Raw genomic sequence first — 15,997 nt, 5'->3', positions numbered from 1 at the left:
ACACAGCATGCACGGCGCTAACCCAACAGCAGCCTTGCCAGACGCGAGCCTGACCGCTAACCGAACAGAGCTAACAAGAGTGAGAAAATTATGAGCCGTTTTCATCTGCTGGACGTTGCGGACGTACGCCAGGAAACCCGGGACGCGGTATCCATTGCCTTTACTGTCCCCGCTGACCTGAAACAGGAATTCAGCTTTACCCAGGGCCAGCATCTGGTGCTGCGTACCACCCTGGATGACGAAGAAGTGCGCCGCTCCTACTCTATTTGTAGCGGCGTTAATGACGGCGAACTGCGTATTGCCGTCAAACGGGTGTCCGGCGGTCTCTTTTCCAACTACCTGAATGACAGCGCCAGGGCCGGCATGCAGCTCGAAGCCATGCCGCCCTCAGGGCATTTCTACACGGAGCTCGACAGCGCCCGCAGCGGCAGCTATCTGGCCGTGGCTGCGGGCAGCGGTATCACGCCCATCCTGTCGATCATCAAGAGCACCCTGGAAGCCGAACCCAACAGCCACTTCACCCTCTTCTATGGTAATCGCGCCACCGCCAGCACCCTGCTGCGCGAACAGCTCGAGGACCTGAAGAACCGCTATATGGGCCGCTTCAACCTGGTGTTCATCATGACCCGCGAGCAGCAGGACATAGAGCTGTACAACGGCCGCATCGACGCCGACAAGTGCCGCGCCCTGTTTGATCGCTGGCTCGATGTACCCAAACTCGATGCCGCCTTCCTCTGCGGTCCCCAGACCCTGATCGAAACGGTGACTGAAGAGCTGCAAGCCCACCAGCTCGACAAATCTCGCATTCACTTTGAACTCTTTGCCGCCACCGGTGCCCAGCAACAGCGCCGGCGTGAAGCGCCAGCGGATGCCCCAACCGAGCTGTGCCAGGTGACGGTGATTTCCGATGGTCGCCAGCTGGCGTTTGAGCTGGCCAAGAACAGTGACAGCATTCTGGATGCCGGCAACGCCCATGGCGCCGACCTGCCCTACTCCTGCAAGGCCGGCGTCTGCTCGACCTGTCGCGCCCGGGTGCTGGAAGGTGAAGTGGAAATGGACGCCAATTTCGCCCTGGAAGAATACGAACTGCGCGAAGGCTACGTGCTGTCGTGCCAGTGCTATCCACTGACTGACAAGGTGGTGCTGGACTTCGATCACTGACAGGGATTGAAAAGCTACCTGCATGGCCAATTCAGCGTTAAAAATCCGTTCAAAATCCTCATTTACAACACGTAAACTGCGGTTTCTCACGGATTTTTGCCTTGTCTTGGCTGCTTCGCCAACGCTTTTCAATACCCTGTAAACCAACCCCGATTCCTGCGGTAACAACACCGCAGGAGCCAGGATTATTTCCACAAAAGAAACAATGTTGTGAGCAAGACCCCGATGATCAGCGCCCGTGCCGGCGTTAATCTGGATAGCATCCATGCTGCGACCTAAGTGCGGCCTGGCGGCTTTAGCACCGATCATTGCACGAAAGTTGATAACCATAATAAGGATACTTCGATGAACGCCAAAAAACTCATTGCCCTCGCGACCTCCGTCCTCGCCCTGTCCGCGACCTCCGTGCTGGCCGAAACCCAGATGCACGTGGCCAGCTGGCTGCCACCAACCCACCCGCATAATGCCGTGGTGCTGCCCACCTGGGGCAAGTGGATAGAGGACGCCACCGAGGGCCGTGTCAGCCTTAAAATCGACTACGACCTGGGTCATCCCAAGGACATGTTCACCCTGGTGGAAGACGGCGTGGCCGATGCCGGCTGGTCCTTCCACGGTTACGTACCGGGGCGCTTTCGCCTGACCCAGATCGTTGAGCAGCCACTGCTGGGCGCCAATGCCGAGGCGGCCTCCGTGGCCTACTGGCGCATCCACGAAAAATACCTGGCCCAGGCCAACGAGCATGTCGGGCTCGAGGTGGTCGGCCTGTTCACCCATGCCCCCGGCCAGATTCAGACCGCGGCCCCCGTCAACAGCCTGGCGGAGCTTGAGGGCAAGAAAATTCGCCTGGGCGGCGGCGTCCAGAGCATCCTGGGTGAACGCCTGCATGTCACCGCCGTCAACGCGCCGGCCCCCAAGGTCTACGAAATGATGCAACAGGGTGTGATCGACGGCGCCCTGCTGCCGGTGTGCGAACAGAAAACCCTGCGCCTGAGTGAAGTCGCCACCCACCTCACCCTGCTACCGGGCGGACTCTACCTGGGTAGCTTCGGCATCTTCATCAACCAGGACTTTATGGCTGACCTGTCGGAGGCCGACCAGGCCGCCATTCGCAGCGTCTCCGGCGAGAAACTGTCGCGCCTGGCGGGGGAAGTCTGGGACCAGTGCGGTACCGATGCCCTGGCCGAAAGCCGCAGTAACGGCGTCAATGTCGTCGAAATCGACACCAATGCCCCCATGATGGACGAGTTCCGCACCCTGGCCGCGGGCCTGGATGATGTATGGCTGCAAGAAGTCAGCGACCTGGACGTGGATGCAAAGGCCGCTTTGCAGGAACTGCGCGACGCTGCCCGTAGCTATCAGCACTGAGGAGTCACCCCATGCATTTCTCTGCCTGGCTGCACCAGCACTACAAAGAGAAAGGCCCGGTTCGCTGGCTCGCCTTCGCCCTTGAGGCGTTGGCGGCCCTCGCCCTGGCGCTGCTGATGCTGCTGACCTGCGCCGATGTCATCGGCCGCTATTTCTTCAGCAATGCGGTGGATGGCGCGGTCGAAATGACCGAAATCGCCATCGCCATTATCGTCTTCGCCGAGATACCGGTGATCACCTGGCGCGCCACCCATGTGGTGGTCGATATCATGGACAACCACTTAGGCCCCGCCTGGGTACGCGCCATGGAAGTGCTGTCGGTACTGCTGATTTCGACCGCACTGTTCTTTCTCGGCCAGCAGGTATTTGCCCAGGCGGCGCGCTCGATCCGTCGCAACGAAGTGACCGAGCATCTGCAGATGCCCACCGGTTACGTGGTGCAGTACATCGGCGCGATGTGCTGGATCGCCGCCGCCGGCACCCTGGGCTGGGGCCTGTACCGCCTGTTCGCGGGCCGCACTCCCGGACACGGCAGTGACGCCCAAGACATCCCGCAATAAGAACAATATTCGGAACCCAATGCCATGACTGTCGCCCTGATAGGCTTTGCCCTGCTTTTGTTGCTCATTGTAATGGTGCGTATTCCGTTGGCCTTCGCCATGGCCCTGGTGGGCTTTTTCGGCTTCGCCTACCTGTCGGGCCTGCGCATCGACAACCTGATGGATTTCCGCTGGACGGCCCCGCTGGCCATGGCGTCATCCCGGGTCATTTCCACCGCCCAGGAATACAGCCTGTCGGTGATTCCGCTGTTTATCCTCATGGGCAACCTGGTCACCCGCTCAGGACTGTCCCATGAGCTCTACCGCGCCTCCAACGCCTTTATGGGCCACATGAAAGGCGGCCTCTCGATGGCCACCGTGGTTGCCTGCGGCGGTTTCTCCGCCATCTGCGGCTCGAGCCTCGCCACCTCCGCCACCATGGCCAAGGTCGCCATGCCACCGATGCGCAAATACGGTTACGATGACTCGCTCGCCACCGCCTCCATTGCCGCCGGCGGTACCCTGGGCATCCTGATTCCCCCCAGCGTGATCCTGGTAATCTACGGCCTGCTGACCGAAACCAGCATCCGTGAACTCTTTGCCGCCGGCTTTATCCCCGGCATGATCGGCATACTGCTGTACCTGGGTGCGGTGCGCTGGGTGGTCTGGCGCAACCCCGAAAAGGGCCCCGGCGGCGAGCGTCAGAGCTGGCCGCAACGCCTGAGTGCACTCAAGGATGTGCGCGATATCCTGCTGCTGTTCATGCTGGTGATGGGAGGCATTTACCTCGGCGTCTTTACCCCCACGGAAGCGGCCGGCATAGGCGCCGGCGGTGCCTTTGTGATCGCCCTCTTGCGCAAGTCCCTGACGCTGAGTTCGCTGTTCGAACTGCTAACCGACACCGCCCGCACCAGCGCCATGCTGTTCACGGTGCTGATAGGCGCGCTGATTTTCTCGAACTTCATCAACCGCGCCGGCCTGCCGGACGAGTTGCTGACCTTCGTTACCTCGCTGGACATATCGCCCATGGCGGTGATCTTCGTCATCCTGATGATCTACATGATCCTGGGGATGGTGTTCGAAAGCCTGTCGATGCTGCTGCTCACGGTACCGATCTTCTTCCCGCTGGTGCAGAGCCTGGGCTTCGATCCGGTCTGGTTCGGCATCGTCGTGGTGATCGTCACCGAGATCAGCCTGATCACCCCCCCGGTAGGGATGAACGTCTTTGTGCTCAGCGCCGTGCTGCCGGATGTGCGCACCGGCACCATCTTCAGGGGCATCACCCCCTTCTGGTGCGCCGATATCATTCGTCTGACGCTGATCACCCTGGTCAGCTGGGTATCCCTGGTGCTGCCCCAGCTACTGTACCGCTAGAGCGCAGGGCAGGCCCCGAACACAGGGGCCTGCTCTTAAACGCATCAATAATACGACTTACTCTTATTTACAAAAGTGAATAGGAACTACTCGCATCTATGGTTACAATAGCCGGCTGAGCCCCCGACCCTGTTGCACCCGTACGACACGAGTAGTCACGATGTTTTTCGATCTCGACCACCTCCGGGCCTTCGGCGCCCGCCCCTGCCTGCTGGACACCCAGGGCACGACGCTAAGCTATGCACAGCTTGCCGACCAGGCAGACGCCTTTGGCGCCAACCTGGCCGAAAGCCTGGGTACGCCCGCTGCAAAGCAGCCGGATCAGCATGGCAGCCGCCGACTGATAGCGATTGAAGCCGCCTCGGATCCGGTGGCGATCAGTGCTTACATTGGCACCCTGGCCGCAGGCCATGCGGTGCTGCCGATACCCGCAGGCGCCACTGATGCAGCACAGGCGCTCGAGCAGCGTTTCCGCCCCGCCGCCAGCTTTCGCCACATCGACGGCCGCTGGCAGCTGCGCACCCATGCTGGCCCGGCAACGCCGCTGCATCCGGACCTGGCACTGCTGCTGCAAACCTCGGGCAGCACCGGCCAGGGACGCGGGGTGCGACTCTCGGCCGCGGCGCTACAGGCCAATGCCGAATCCATCGCAGAATACCTGGAACTCAATGCAGCGGATCGCGCCGCCCTGGTCCTGCCGCTGCATTATTCCTACGGCCTCTCGGTGCTGCACTCGCACCTGCTGTGCGGCGCAAGCCTGTGGCTGCATCCCGACACGGTACTGACCCCCGGTTTCGGTGCTGCCCTTGCACAGAGCGGCGCTACCAACCTTGCCGGCGTGCCGCATCACTTCAGCCTGCTCGAAAGCGCCGGGCTGGACCGATCCCTGCCTTCCAGCCTGCGTTTCCTGAGCGTCGCCGGTGGCGCCATGGCACCACAGAATGTGAGCCAGTGGGCGGCACGGATGGAAGCCCGCGGGGGGCGCTTCCAGGTCATGTACGGCCAGACCGAGGCCTGCGCCCGTATCGCCTGGCTGCCGCCTGCGCTGGCGCAACAGGCACCCGATGCGATCGGTATCGCCATTCCCGGTGGTGAACTTGCACTGCGCGATGAACAGGGCCGCACCCTCCAGGCACCCGAGGCCGAAGGCGAACTCATCTACCGTGGCGCCAATGTAATGATGGGCTATGCCCAGGACCAGACGGACCTGGCCCGCGGCGCCGAACTCAGGGAACTGGCCACCGGTGACCTGGCCCGGCGCGACAGCAACGGCATTTACCGTATCACCGGGCGACTGTCACGCATGTCCAAGATTGCGGGCCTGCGCATCGGTCACGACGCCCTGGAACGCGCCCTCTGTGATGCCGGGCGCGAGGTTGCCGTCTGGGGGGATGACCGGCGCATCGGTATCGCCGTGATCGGCGCCACCCACGATCCGGGGGAGATCCGGGCCCGCGCCGCCGAGCTCAGCGGCATCGGGCTGCAACATTTCGATATACAGCTGCTAGAGGCGCTGCCAAGACGCAGCAACGGCAAGGTTGATTACCCCGCGCTCAAGGCACAGTTCGCCAGCAAGCCGCGCAACAACAGCGTACTGGCCGCCTACCGCGCCACTTTCGCCCCGCGCCCCGTAGAGGCCGGGGACAGCTTCGCCAGCCTGGGCGGCGACTCCCTCAGCCATGTGGAACTGACCCTCGCACTGGAAGAGCGCATCGGCGGCGTACCCCAGGGCTGGGAACGCATGAGCATCGCCGACCTCGAGCAGGCAGAGCCCCCCCGGGGCCAGAGCGTGCCCACCGAGCTGGTGGCCCGGGTACTCGCGATCATGGCCGTGGTAGTGTCGCACCAGACGCTCTGGCCCCTTTATGGCGGCTCGGCGGCAATGATCATCCTGATGGGCATGAGCATTGCCGCCTATCGCTGGGATGCCCTGGCCAGCGGCGACATGCGGGCCTATTTCACGCCGATGCTGGGGGTGCTGGTGCCCTACTATGGGGTACTGGCGGGCTATTCCCTGGCCTGGGGCGAGATACCCTGGGTATCGGCACTGCTGCTGGGGAACTTTGCCCTCACCACACCTGAAACCCAGCAGATGCTGCCCTACCTCTACTGGTTCGTGGAGGCCTACGTACAGATCTCGCTGCTGATCGCCATTCCCTTCATGATCCCGCCCCTGCGGCGCGCCCTGGCAGGCAACACCCATACCCGGGACAAAAAGCGCTTCGGCTTTGGCCTCTGCCTTTTCGCCGTCGCAGCAGCCCTGCGGTTTACCGTCCCTGAAATCTGGCCCATGCAGGGCCGGGCACTCTTTACCGTGCCCTGGGTTCTCTACATGTTTGCGCTGGGCTGGTGTATCAGCACGGCCCAGACGCAACGCGACCGCCTGCTTGTGCTGGGCCTGGCCTGCCTGATCATGCCCCTGGCCGCGTACCTGGGCGGCAACTGGCTTGGTGGCTGGATCAAGTACATGAGCCTGCTCGCCCTCGTGGGGTTATTGTGCTTCGTGCCACAGGTCCACCTGCCCCGCTGCGCCATACGGCCGGTCATGCGCCTCGCCCAGGCCGCTTTTCCCATTTACCTGCTGCACCGGCTGGTGCCCGAGGTACTGCTGCCCCTGGCGGGTATCGAGGCCCGCGGCCCGGTGATCGATATCATCGCCATCACCGGCGGTATCGGCCTCGGGCTGCTCGCCGCCACCGCGCAGCGTCGCCTGCTGGCACAGCGCCTGGAACGCAAGGAACGGGAGCCGGAACAGCTCGCGAGCGCCGCTCGGTAAGCGGCGCCCGGCACCACCTGGCAAAGGCTGGCGGCTATACCGAGCCGCCACACCCGGCTGCGCCTGGTTTGTGGCCGGGGATCAAGCCTTCTCCTGTGGCGGAACCAGCACCAGCTTGCCGGTAAAGGTTTTCGCCATGAAAGCCTCCTGCGCCTCCACAATCTGTTCCAGCGGATAGCTTTTTGCCACCAGCGGGCGAATCTCGCCCCGTTCGATATAGCCAATCAGGTTCTCGAACACGGCCCTTGGCTGCCAGGTACAGCCCAAAAAGGTCAGATCCTTGAGATAAAGCGTGCGCACGTCCAGCTCCACCAGCGGCCCCGCGATGGCACCGGACACGGTATAACGCCCACCCCGGCACAGCACCTCACATAGCTGCGGCCACTGCGGCCCGGCCACCAGATCCACCACCACATCGACGCTGTCCGCGCCCAGCGCCGCCACCAGATTTCCACCCCGGGCGATCACCTCATCTGCGCCCAGTGCCAGCACGTCATCGCGCTTTTGCTCACCACAGACCGCGATCACGTAAGCACCACGACGCTTGGCCAGCTGCACCGCCGCCGAGCCTACACCACCGGACGCACCGGTAATCAGCACCCTCTCCTCTGCGCCCAGCCGGGCACGTTCGAGCATGCCCTCCGCCGTGGAGTAGGCGCAGGGTGTCAAAGCCCTGGGCTGCGCCCTGGTTGGTGGCACCTCTGACACCCTTGGAATACCAGCCAATCCGGGTATTGATGTCGGTATTGTTGATACCCGCCGCGCCCACGCGGATCAATACCTCGCCGGCCCCCGGTTGCGGCACGGCAAGATCCTGCCGGTACTGCAGCTTGTCGAATCCACCGTGCCCACTGAGCTGGACGCCCGCCATCTGCTTCGCAATGGAATTGCTGTTCATGTCATCTCTGCCGTCGGTTCGTATGCAAAAAGATCAATACTGATCATCTCTTGCCTGACACCTTAAAAAGCCTGCATATTTCAGCCAAACAAATACAAGTAAACCATTAATTCAATATTTATGAAGAACCAGGGTCTACTTCCGCCCGAATGCCTCGCGGATGTCCCCATAACCGGGAGTCACAATGGAACCTGTACTCGATCTTGAACTGCTGCGCACCTTTTGCGAGGTCGTCAAGGCCGGCGAGTTGAAAAAGGCCGCCGCTGCTGTATTTCGCTCCCAGGCCGCGGTCAGCATGCAGATCAAGCGCCTCGAAGAACAGCTCGGCGCCCGCCTGCTGGAGCGCAGTAACCAGGGCATCCGCCTTACCGCGGCCGGGGAAACCCTGCTTGATTACAGCAAGCAGCTGCACATCAACCTGTGCTGGTCAGCGACAATCGACCAGACCGCGGTGCAACAGGTTGCCAGCTGCATGCAACAGGCCGCCGCGCAGCTGAACAGCCGGCAATCCGGCGCGGCATAGCTTATGGCTTGTTATTGCTGCTCCCATCTCTCGCTTCCCGGGCCTAGGCCAGCAGCCAGCTGATAACCCGGCCACAGGCGGACTCCGGCCGCACCGGCTGCGACGTAATAATGTAAAAGCCCGCCTCGCTATCCAGGCGGTACTCGTCCCCCAGCGCCTGTACCAGGCTCCCACAGCCCAGCGCCGCCTCCACGAAAAGTGAGGGTACCAGGGCGACACCCATCCCCTGCTCCGCCGCTTCAATCGCATGGCTGGTTTGGGAGTACCTGTTGATGGGTGAGAGCCTGCGCCATACCAGTGCCGCCCACGTGGTGATTTTCATGTACACGGCACCGCTGTTCTCCGCCCTCGGGCTGCACTTCAAGGTCGCATCGGAACGCCTGGCGCCCCTGCAATGGCTTGGTATACTGCTGGCGTTTTCCGGCATTGCCGTGGCCTTTCTGGGCCCGGCATCCGAGACCGAAACACCGGACCTTGGGTCCATGCTCTGGGGCGATACCCTGGCACTGCTGGCCGGCGCCGCCTGGGGCATGACAACGGTGGTACTCAGAACCACCGGCCTGTCCCGCCTGCCGGCCACCCATACCCTGATGTACCAGCTGGTCGTCGCCTTTGTCGTGTTGATGATTTTTTCGATCTGGCAGGGTCAAACCACCTTTAACCCGACGCCTGCGGTCTGGGCGAGCCTGGCGTTCCAGTCCGTGGTGGTGTCCTTTGCCAGCCTGCTGCTGTGGTTCTGGCTGCTAAAACACTACCTGGCATCGCGTCTGGGAGCTTTTTCTTTCCTGACGCCCCTGTTCGGCGTGGCACTGGGCGCCTGGTTACTGGATGAGCCGATCGAGCCCCGCTTCCTGCTCGGCGCCCTGTTCGTGCTCACAGGCATCCTGCTGGTCAGTGGGTACACCACGGTGCAGCAGGCCCTCGCGTCCCTGAAACACCGTGCCGGCCCGAAAACGACCTGAGTTGCTCTCCAGCAGCGCCGGTTGCGCTCTTAGCCTTGCAGCACGCCACTGGACGTAAACTGCAGGGTGCGGTCGGCGACCTTGCTGACCAGCTCGGCTTCGTGGCTCACCAGCAGCAGGGCACAGCCCCGATCCCGGGCCAGATCGGTCAGCAGTTTAATCGTCTGCTGCTGGGTCACCAGGTCCAGGCGGGAGGTGGGCTCATCGGCAAACAGCAACACCGGATCCAGCAGCAGGATGCGCAGGATTGCCAGCCGTTGCAACTCGCCACCCGACACTTCCTGCGGCCTGCGCGCCAGCAGACCTCGCGAAAGCCCCAGCTGCGGCAACAGCCGTTCCACTTCGGCCCAATCCTTTTTGTGCAGCCGCACCACATCCCTGAGGCTCTGCCCCAGGCTGCAATAAGGCGCGAAAGCGGCGGGAGGATCCTGGTAGAGTTTCTGGTAACGCAGGCGAGGCAAGGCTGCATCGCGCCATACAGTGCCGGCATCCGGCTCCAGCAGCCCCAAACAGAGACTGCCCAGGGTACTCTTGCCGCAGCCGCTGGGGCCCACCACAGCCATCACCTCACCCCCGTGAAGCTCGAAAGACAGATCCTGAAACAGAAGGCGGTCGCCTCTTGCCTTGGTCAGCCCCTCGACCCTGAGTACCGGGCCGCCGGCCTTGAGTGGTGCAAGTGCGGGCCAGGCAGCGGGTTCCGCCGCCAGCAGGGCCCGCCCGTAATCACTGGTTGGCGCCCTGAGTACCTGCTCTGCCGGGCCAGACTCCAGGACCTCGCCGTTGCGCACTATCATCACGTCGCCACCCAGCTGCCGGGCCACCGCGATGTCGTGGGTGATGGTCAGCAGGCCTCCGCCCCCCTGCGCCACCTGCCTGAGCAGGCCGGTTACCTGGTCTCTGCTGGTCGCATCCAGCCCCTTGGTGGGCTCATCGGCAATAACGATATTGGCACCGCCGGTACTCGCGGCCGCAAAAGCCAGTCGTTGCATCATCCCGCCCGAAAGCTGGCCCGGCAGCCAGTGGATGGCGTGGCCCAGACCAAGCCGGGTCAGATCCTGTGCCGCCTGGCTGCGCGCCTGAACCCAGTCGGCCCCGGCCACGTAGCGGTACCCTTCGGCCACCTGCTCACCGGCCTTCATGGTCGGATCCAGTGCCAACCAGGGTTCCTGGGGCAACATGGCCAGCTCTCGCCCCCAAAGCCTGCGTCGGGCGGCGACATCGAGTGCGGTGAGTTCCTCGCCGCGCAGCCAGACCTGCCCCCGGCCGCGCAGCGCCGCCGGAAGGTTGCCCATAATGGCCTGGGCAATCAGGCTTTTTCCAGAGCCGGTTTCCCCCAGCAGGGTCAGCGGCCGACCGGCCTTGAGGCTGAACGACAGCGGTTGCACAATGCCCGCCACAGCCAGCTGTTCCACTTGCAACAGTTCGGTCATGGCTTGCGCCCTCCTGCCAGCAGATTAAGCGCCAGGACCAGCAGGAACACCGCCGTGATGGGCTGTAACAGCACCCAGGGCGCATCATGGTAATAGGGCAACAGCTCGGTCATCATTAGCCCAAGCTCTGCGGTCGGCGGGCGCAGCCCCACACTGACAAAGCCCAGAGCCGCAATGGCCAGGATCGCAGTGGCGGCGCCAAAGGCGCCCAACGTCAGCACCACCGGCGCCAGGGCCGGCCAAAGGTGGCGGCGTAGGATGTAGCCAGGGCCAAAGCCAAGCAGCCGCGACGCTTCTATCTGGGGCGAGACCATCAAACGCACAGTGGTCTGTCGTACCACGCGGAAATATTCAATCCACAGTACCAGGGCAATGCCCACATACAGGGCCCAGAAACTGCCGGGCGCGATGGCGACCAGCAGTAGCACCAGCAACAATCCCGGTAACGCCAGCAGGGTATCGGCCAGTACAGTCAGGCAGCGGTCGACCCAGCCACCGCGCCAGCCGGCCAGCACTCCCAGCAGTACGCCGGGCACAGCCGCAGTGACGACCCCAAGCAAGGCAAGGCCGAGGGAAAGCTGCACGGCCGAGGCCATGCGGGCCAGCATGCTGCGACCCAGATGATCGGTACCGAACGGCTCGGCCAGGCTCGGAGCTGCCAGGATCTGGCTCAGGTTCTGACGGGCCGGATCCAGATCACTGATCAGTGGCAGGCCAAAACCCAGTAACGCCAGGGCCAGCAACAGGCCGACCCCCAGACGCTGACGGGAATTTAACAGGCGGCGCTCGACGGTGACCGCCGCCGGCGTGACCAGAGTGGCGGTTTGCATCAGGCTTCCCTCCTTCGTGGATCGATACGGTGGCACAGCAGATCCACCAGGGCATTCATCAGCACGAACATCAGTCCCAGTACCAGGGCGGTGCCCTGGATCATGGGTACATCCCGCGCCACGATGGCGTGCACAAGGGCATGGCCGATACCGGGCCAGGCGAACAGGGTTTCCACCACCACCACTCCTTCAATCAGGTACACCAGCTGCATGGCCTGATGGGCCAGCACCGGCACCGCCACGTTGCGCAGGCCGTGCCGGCTGAATACCCGCCTCTCGCTAAGACCCTTGGTGCGACCAAAGGCATAAAAGGCCGAACCGGCCACGTCCTGCATGGCGTTGCGACTCACTCGGCAAGCCACAGCGGCCAGCCCCAGCGCCAGGGTCAATGCCGGCAGCAGAGTATGCGCCGCCGTGCCGTGACCGGCAGCGGGTAACCAGCCAAGCTGTACGGCAAGCAGCATCACCAGCAGAATGCCAATCACGAATTGTGGCAAGGCCCGCAGCACGGTAGCCAACAGCAGGGTCAGCCGATCAATCCGGCCACCGGGGTGAAGCCCAGCCAAAATGCCGATAGGCGGGCCCAGCAGCATCGACAGCCCCACGGCGGCAACGGCCAGCTGCAAGGAATGACCCAGCTGATGGCGCAGCTCATCGACCACCGCCTCCCCGCTCACCAATGACTGACCCAGATCCAGGCGCAGCAGGTCCCACAGCCAGTAACCCAGTGCCTGCCAGGCGGGCAAGCCCAGCCCCAACTCGGCGCCTACCGCTGCAGCGGCGGCGGCATTTACATAGTCGTAACCGTAGCGACCGGCGGCGATGCGAAACGCCATGTCCCCGGGCAGGGCATGGGTAAGGATAAAGGTGAGCACCCCGACCATCAGTGCCACCAGAACGGCCTGCATCAGCCGATAACTCAACACCGGAATCACTGCACCCACCTCATGTCACTCACCCGGTAACTGCGCTCGAATGGATCGATGCTAAAGCCGGCCACCTTGCTGGATACAGCGGCACTCTGCTGATACCAGGCTAACGGGATCATCGGCAGCTCCCTGTGCAGCAAGCGGGCCGCTTCCTGGCGCAACCCGAGCGCAGTCTGGCTGTCGGTTTCCTGCAGCAATTGCTGCAGGATCTCGCCCAGACGCGCCGAGTGCCAGTTCATGGCACCCCAGTCGCCTCCCCGGGGACCGAAGTCCTGCAACAGGGTGCCCAGAGGATCAGACACCAGAGCAAAGTTGCGGGCAACCAGGGCCAGCTGCAGGCTGCCATCTCGATGGCCGGCCGGAATTTCACTGGCGTTACTGACATTCACCACCAACGCAACGCCCAGTTCGCGCAGCTGAGCCTGGATGGCAGTCGCCAGCAACGGCAGCTCGGGCCTGTCCGCGAATGTGGTCAGGGTCAGGGTAAATGGCTTGCCATTGCGGCTCAGCATGCCCTTGTCGTCTGCCTTCCAGCCCAGCCCGGCCAGCAATGCCCTCGCCTGCTCCAGATCCCGCTCGGCACCGGATAATGCCTGCAGGTGCCAGTCGCCCATAGTGGGTGGAAACAACTGACTGGCCGCCGCCTCAGGGGTTCGCAGCAACCCTGCCGCCATGCCACGGCGATCCAGCGCCAGGCTCAGGGCCTGCCGCGCCTTGGGATCGGCCAGAAAGGGATGGCCGGCATTGATCTTGAGAGACAGGGTGCGGGAAATGGCCACCCCGTGTACCTCGAGCCTGCTGTCACGCTGCAGCCGTGCCTGGCTGGCCGGGTCCAGGGTAAAGACGATGTCGGCATCACCGCTTTGCGCCATCAACGCCCGGGTTTCACCCCGACCAGCGGCCAGGTAACTGAGCTTCGCTATGGCAGGAGTCTCACCCCAGTAATCGTTAAACACTGTGGCACTGAGCTTTTGCGGCATCTGCAGTCGCTCGATACGGTAAGGGCCGGTGCCAATCACCTGGCTGGCCTCACCCGCCTCATTGTAGGAAGCCGGTGCCAGAATCTGGGTAGAACTGTGAGCCAGCAACGCCGGTAGCGGCGCAAAGGGGCTGGATAAGCGCACCACCACCTGATCCCCGTCTACGCCTATCGCCTCGATCGGCGCCACGGCCAGCATGCCCGGCTTGGCCAGAGCCCGCTGCAACGCCCTGGCCGCCACCTCGGCGGTAAGCGGGCTGCCATCATGGAAGCGCACACCCTGGCGCACGGTAAAACGCCAGCTCAGCTGATCATCAGAGATTGTCCAACTCTCGGCCAGACCGGGTCGGGGCTTGCCCTGATCGTTTACCTCAACCAGGGTTTCGCCGATCTGCAGCCGGGTATACACATAGCCGGCCTTGGCAGGATCAGTACTGCCAACTTCCCAGGGCGCCACTATGTCGAGTACGCCATCGGAAGCATGCACAGATACGGCGGCCAGCATGCTGGCACCAATAAGGATTGAACGCAGTTTTATCATGATGCGAGTTGCCAGGGTCAGAACGAAAGCGAGATGTTATAATATAACCAATAACACAAAGTCAATCGCGAGCAACACCTGCCTGTCGGCTCTGACCCGGGAACTCTGCTCATCGGGCATCTGCCTGCAGAGGATCAACGCCCAGTGCACCAGAGCCTTGGATGCACGCCGCTGCGCTGGCTTACAGCCCAGCGCAATGCAATGCACAGACTGACAGTCGGGGTCCCCTTGCAGGCCCCTTACCCGCCGTGGAGCGCCCTCAACTGTCAGCCCGTTTCAGTACCTTGTGCGCTTCCTCGCCAACCCCAAGCTTCCAGTAGCTGGAAATATAGAGGTTGCTCCGGTCGAGTTCCGGCCGGGCACGCAGATGCTCGCGTAGCCTGCGCATGCTGGAAAACTCACAGGCACACCAGACGCTGGGGCGCCCCTCAAACCAGGGCAGCTGCTGCACCTGGTCGAGGAGAACGTTGTCGCGGGTGCCCGGGTGTGGATTCAGCACCCAGTGGATGTCGATATTGTCGGGGGCCGCCAGCGGCTGGATGTCAGCCTGGTCAATGATTTCGATCACCGCATAACCCCTGGCATCTCGCGGCAGCTGTTCCAGATTCACGCTGATGGCCGGCAGGGCTGTCATGTCGCCCGCGATCAGAAACCAGTCGGCACTGTAATCAAGCATCTTTTTCGGGCCCGGGCCACCCACCCGAATGCGATCACCCGGTTGCGCCTCCAGTGCCCAGCGCGATGCGGGGCCGCCATCCTGGTGGATTACAAAATCTATATCAATTTCCGCCTCCCGCTGCGCCCGTACCGTATAGGTACGCATCACAGGCCGGGCCCCGCCCTGGGCGGCAAAAATCAACTTCACGTAAGCACTGGCCTGGTCGGCCGGGAACTCGGCCATGGCACTGCCCCCGAGCGTCACACGCAGCATGTTGGGCGTCAATTGGGCTTTGCGAAGCAGGGTCAATTCGCGGGGTAAAGGTCGGGTCATGGGATCTCCGTAGAAAGATAAGTGCCGAAACGGGGTCGCCAATACGGCAGGACGGTTCAGGGCTTGAGATTGCGTGTCATGCCTTTGGCCAGACGGACAAAGGTATGCACCTCATCCTCGTTCAACCCCTTGGCCATACGCTGGCTCGTATGCCGCTCCGCGGCCTGGATACGCGCATACATTGCCTCCCCCGCCGGGGTCAGGCGCAGGATCTGACTGCGCCGATCCTGCGCGTTGTCCTGTTTCTCGATCAGCTCTGCCGCCAGCAGGTCCTTCACCAGGCGGGCGATCTGGGCCTTGTCACGCTGCAGCCGTGCAGCAATTTGCTGGGCGGTACAATCGGATTCAGGCGACGCCTGAGCAGCACGAATCACTTTAAGGGAACGAATATGGGCGATACCAAAGGTAATGCCATGCTCCAGGAAGGACTGCTGCAACGCCCTTTTATAGGCATGGAGCAGTTGATGCAGGGCTTCGCCCATCGCGCTGTCTGTCATGGAATACACCCATATTAGTTGATCCTATCAACCATAAAGACAATAGTTGATGTTGTCAACCATATAAATACCTCGTTAGTAGGCAGCTGCTCAGTACCCCGTGCTCTGCAAAGCCCCACGCTCAACCGAGTCGCAAACTGGAAAATGACAAAAGCCGGACATTGAGTACCGGCTTCAGGAAAGACAAGGTGCCGCACAACTC

Annotated in this window: 15 protein-coding genes; 7 read left to right on the top strand and 8 right to left on the bottom strand. The window is 62.6% G+C overall.

The genetic code is table 11. The annotated features are described in order from the left end of the window. Window positions 1–90 precede the first annotated feature (90 nt). The 5 genes from paaE to A8C75_RS10025 all read left to right on the top strand — a co-directional run bounded on the left by paaE (window position 91) and on the right by A8C75_RS10025 (window position 7,215). A complete protein-coding gene (gene paaE / locus A8C75_RS10045; protein ID WP_067381512.1) occupies window positions 91–1,161 on the top strand; it encodes a 1,2-phenylacetyl-CoA epoxidase subunit PaaE in 1,071 nt (356 codons plus the stop codon). A gap of 345 nt (window positions 1,162–1,506) precedes the next feature. Next, window positions 1,507–2,526 carry a TRAP transporter substrate-binding protein gene (locus A8C75_RS10040; RefSeq protein WP_067381509.1) on the top strand — a complete coding sequence of 340 codons (1,020 nt, stop codon included), beginning with the start codon at window positions 1,507–1,509 and terminating at the stop codon, window positions 2,524–2,526. An 11-nt stretch (window positions 2,527–2,537) separates the two neighbouring features. Further along, window positions 2,538–3,086, top strand: coding sequence for a TRAP transporter small permease (locus tag A8C75_RS10035; RefSeq protein WP_067381505.1), 549 nt, complete (start codon window positions 2,538–2,540; stop codon window positions 3,084–3,086). A 24-nt stretch (window positions 3,087–3,110) separates the two neighbouring features. Further along, window positions 3,111–4,439, top strand: coding sequence for a TRAP transporter large permease (locus tag A8C75_RS10030; protein WP_067381502.1), 1,329 nt, complete (start codon window positions 3,111–3,113; stop codon window positions 4,437–4,439). A gap of 160 nt (window positions 4,440–4,599) precedes the next feature. Beyond that, the gene (locus A8C75_RS10025) at window positions 4,600–7,215 is read left to right on the top strand and encodes an AMP-binding protein (protein WP_067381499.1); all 2,616 of its coding nucleotides are present in this window, start codon (window positions 4,600–4,602) and stop codon (window positions 7,213–7,215) included. An 81-nt stretch (window positions 7,216–7,296) separates the two neighbouring features. Here the strand turns inward: A8C75_RS10025 and A8C75_RS10020 are convergent, their stop codons facing one another. After that, window positions 7,297–7,914, bottom strand: a complete 618-nt coding sequence (locus A8C75_RS10020; RefSeq protein WP_269465730.1) for a zinc-binding dehydrogenase — start codon at window positions 7,912–7,914, stop codon at window positions 7,297–7,299. Window positions 7,915–8,297: 383 nt separating this feature from the next. Here A8C75_RS10020 and A8C75_RS10015 point away from each other — a divergent pair, with 383 nt between their 5' ends. Next, window positions 8,298–8,636 (top strand): LysR family transcriptional regulator, encoded by a 339-nt coding sequence (locus A8C75_RS10015; protein WP_067381495.1) that lies wholly within the window; start codon window positions 8,298–8,300, stop codon window positions 8,634–8,636. A 43-nt stretch (window positions 8,637–8,679) separates the two neighbouring features. Here A8C75_RS10015 and A8C75_RS23755 read toward each other — a convergent pair whose 3' ends face one another. Continuing rightward, a complete protein-coding gene (locus tag A8C75_RS23755; protein ID WP_162272090.1) occupies window positions 8,680–8,958 on the bottom strand; it encodes a type 2 periplasmic-binding domain-containing protein in 279 nt (92 codons plus the stop codon). Here A8C75_RS23755 and A8C75_RS10005 point away from each other — a divergent pair. Further along, on the top strand, window positions 8,957–9,598 hold the full coding sequence (locus tag A8C75_RS10005; RefSeq protein ID WP_227819882.1) for a DMT family transporter: 642 nt from the start codon (window positions 8,957–8,959) through the stop codon (window positions 9,596–9,598). The genes A8C75_RS23755 and A8C75_RS10005 overlap by 2 nt on opposite strands. A 29-nt stretch (window positions 9,599–9,627) precedes the next feature. Here A8C75_RS10005 and A8C75_RS10000 read toward each other — a convergent pair whose 3' ends face one another. From A8C75_RS10000 to A8C75_RS09975, 6 genes are all read right to left on the bottom strand, one after another. Further along, window positions 9,628–11,028 (bottom strand): ABC transporter ATP-binding protein, encoded by a 1,401-nt coding sequence (locus A8C75_RS10000; RefSeq protein ID WP_067381487.1) that lies wholly within the window; start codon window positions 11,026–11,028, stop codon window positions 9,628–9,630. Next, the gene (locus A8C75_RS09995; protein ID WP_067381484.1) at window positions 11,025–11,858 is read right to left on the bottom strand and encodes an ABC transporter permease; all 834 of its coding nucleotides are present in this window, start codon (window positions 11,856–11,858) and stop codon (window positions 11,025–11,027) included. Before A8C75_RS09995 ends, A8C75_RS10000 begins: the two co-directional genes overlap by 4 nt. Continuing rightward, window positions 11,858–12,793 carry an ABC transporter permease gene (locus A8C75_RS09990; RefSeq protein ID WP_067381481.1) on the bottom strand — a complete coding sequence of 312 codons (936 nt, stop codon included), beginning with the start codon at window positions 12,791–12,793 and terminating at the stop codon, window positions 11,858–11,860. The genes A8C75_RS09995 and A8C75_RS09990 overlap by 1 nt, the downstream gene beginning before the upstream one ends. Continuing rightward, entirely contained in the window at window positions 12,790–14,307 is a 1,518-nt protein-coding gene (locus A8C75_RS09985) for an ABC transporter substrate-binding protein (protein WP_067381478.1), read from the bottom strand. The genes A8C75_RS09990 and A8C75_RS09985 overlap by 4 nt, the downstream gene beginning before the upstream one ends. A 259-nt stretch (window positions 14,308–14,566) precedes the next feature. Further along, a complete protein-coding gene (locus A8C75_RS09980) occupies window positions 14,567–15,298 on the bottom strand; it encodes a siderophore-interacting protein (RefSeq protein WP_067381475.1) in 732 nt (243 codons plus the stop codon). 56 nt (window positions 15,299–15,354) lie between these two features. Then, on the bottom strand, window positions 15,355–15,795 hold the full coding sequence (locus A8C75_RS09975) for a MarR family winged helix-turn-helix transcriptional regulator (RefSeq protein ID WP_067381472.1): 441 nt from the start codon (window positions 15,793–15,795) through the stop codon (window positions 15,355–15,357). Window positions 15,796–15,997 lie beyond the last annotated feature (202 nt).

The sequence above is a fragment of the Marinobacterium aestuarii genome (genome assembly GCF_001651805.1).
Lineage (GTDB): Bacteria > Pseudomonadota > Gammaproteobacteria > Pseudomonadales > Balneatricaceae > Marinobacterium_A > Marinobacterium_A aestuarii.
The sequence above is the reverse complement of the archived record's forward strand: the minus strand, read 5'-3'. Positions and strand labels throughout refer to the sequence as shown.

Coding starts and splice junctions, on each gene's coding strand:
- A8C75_RS10005 (WP_227819882.1), top strand. CDS start 8,957: ATGTACACGGCACCGCTGTTCTCCGCCCTCGGGCTGCACTTCAAGGTC.
- A8C75_RS10015 (WP_067381495.1), top strand. CDS start 8,298: ATGGAACCTGTACTCGATCTTGAACTGCTGCGCACCTTTTGCGAGGTC.
- A8C75_RS09985 (WP_067381478.1), bottom strand. CDS start 14,307: ATGATAAAACTGCGTTCAATCCTTATTGGTGCCAGCATGCTGGCCGCC.
- A8C75_RS10040 (WP_067381509.1), top strand. CDS start 1,507: ATGAACGCCAAAAAACTCATTGCCCTCGCGACCTCCGTCCTCGCCCTG.
- paaE (WP_067381512.1), top strand. CDS start 91: ATGAGCCGTTTTCATCTGCTGGACGTTGCGGACGTACGCCAGGAAACC.
- A8C75_RS10035 (WP_067381505.1), top strand. CDS start 2,538: ATGCATTTCTCTGCCTGGCTGCACCAGCACTACAAAGAGAAAGGCCCG.
- A8C75_RS09975 (WP_067381472.1), bottom strand. CDS start 15,795: ATGACAGACAGCGCGATGGGCGAAGCCCTGCATCAACTGCTCCATGCC.
- A8C75_RS10030 (WP_067381502.1), top strand. CDS start 3,111: ATGACTGTCGCCCTGATAGGCTTTGCCCTGCTTTTGTTGCTCATTGTA.
- A8C75_RS10025 (WP_067381499.1), top strand. CDS start 4,600: ATGTTTTTCGATCTCGACCACCTCCGGGCCTTCGGCGCCCGCCCCTGC.
- A8C75_RS23755 (WP_162272090.1), bottom strand. CDS start 8,958: ATGAAAATCACCACGTGGGCGGCACTGGTATGGCGCAGGCTCTCACCC.
- A8C75_RS09980 (WP_067381475.1), bottom strand. CDS start 15,298: ATGACCCGACCTTTACCCCGCGAATTGACCCTGCTTCGCAAAGCCCAA.
- A8C75_RS10000 (WP_067381487.1), bottom strand. CDS start 11,028: ATGACCGAACTGTTGCAAGTGGAACAGCTGGCTGTGGCGGGCATTGTG.
- A8C75_RS09995 (WP_067381484.1), bottom strand. CDS start 11,858: ATGCAAACCGCCACTCTGGTCACGCCGGCGGCGGTCACCGTCGAGCGC.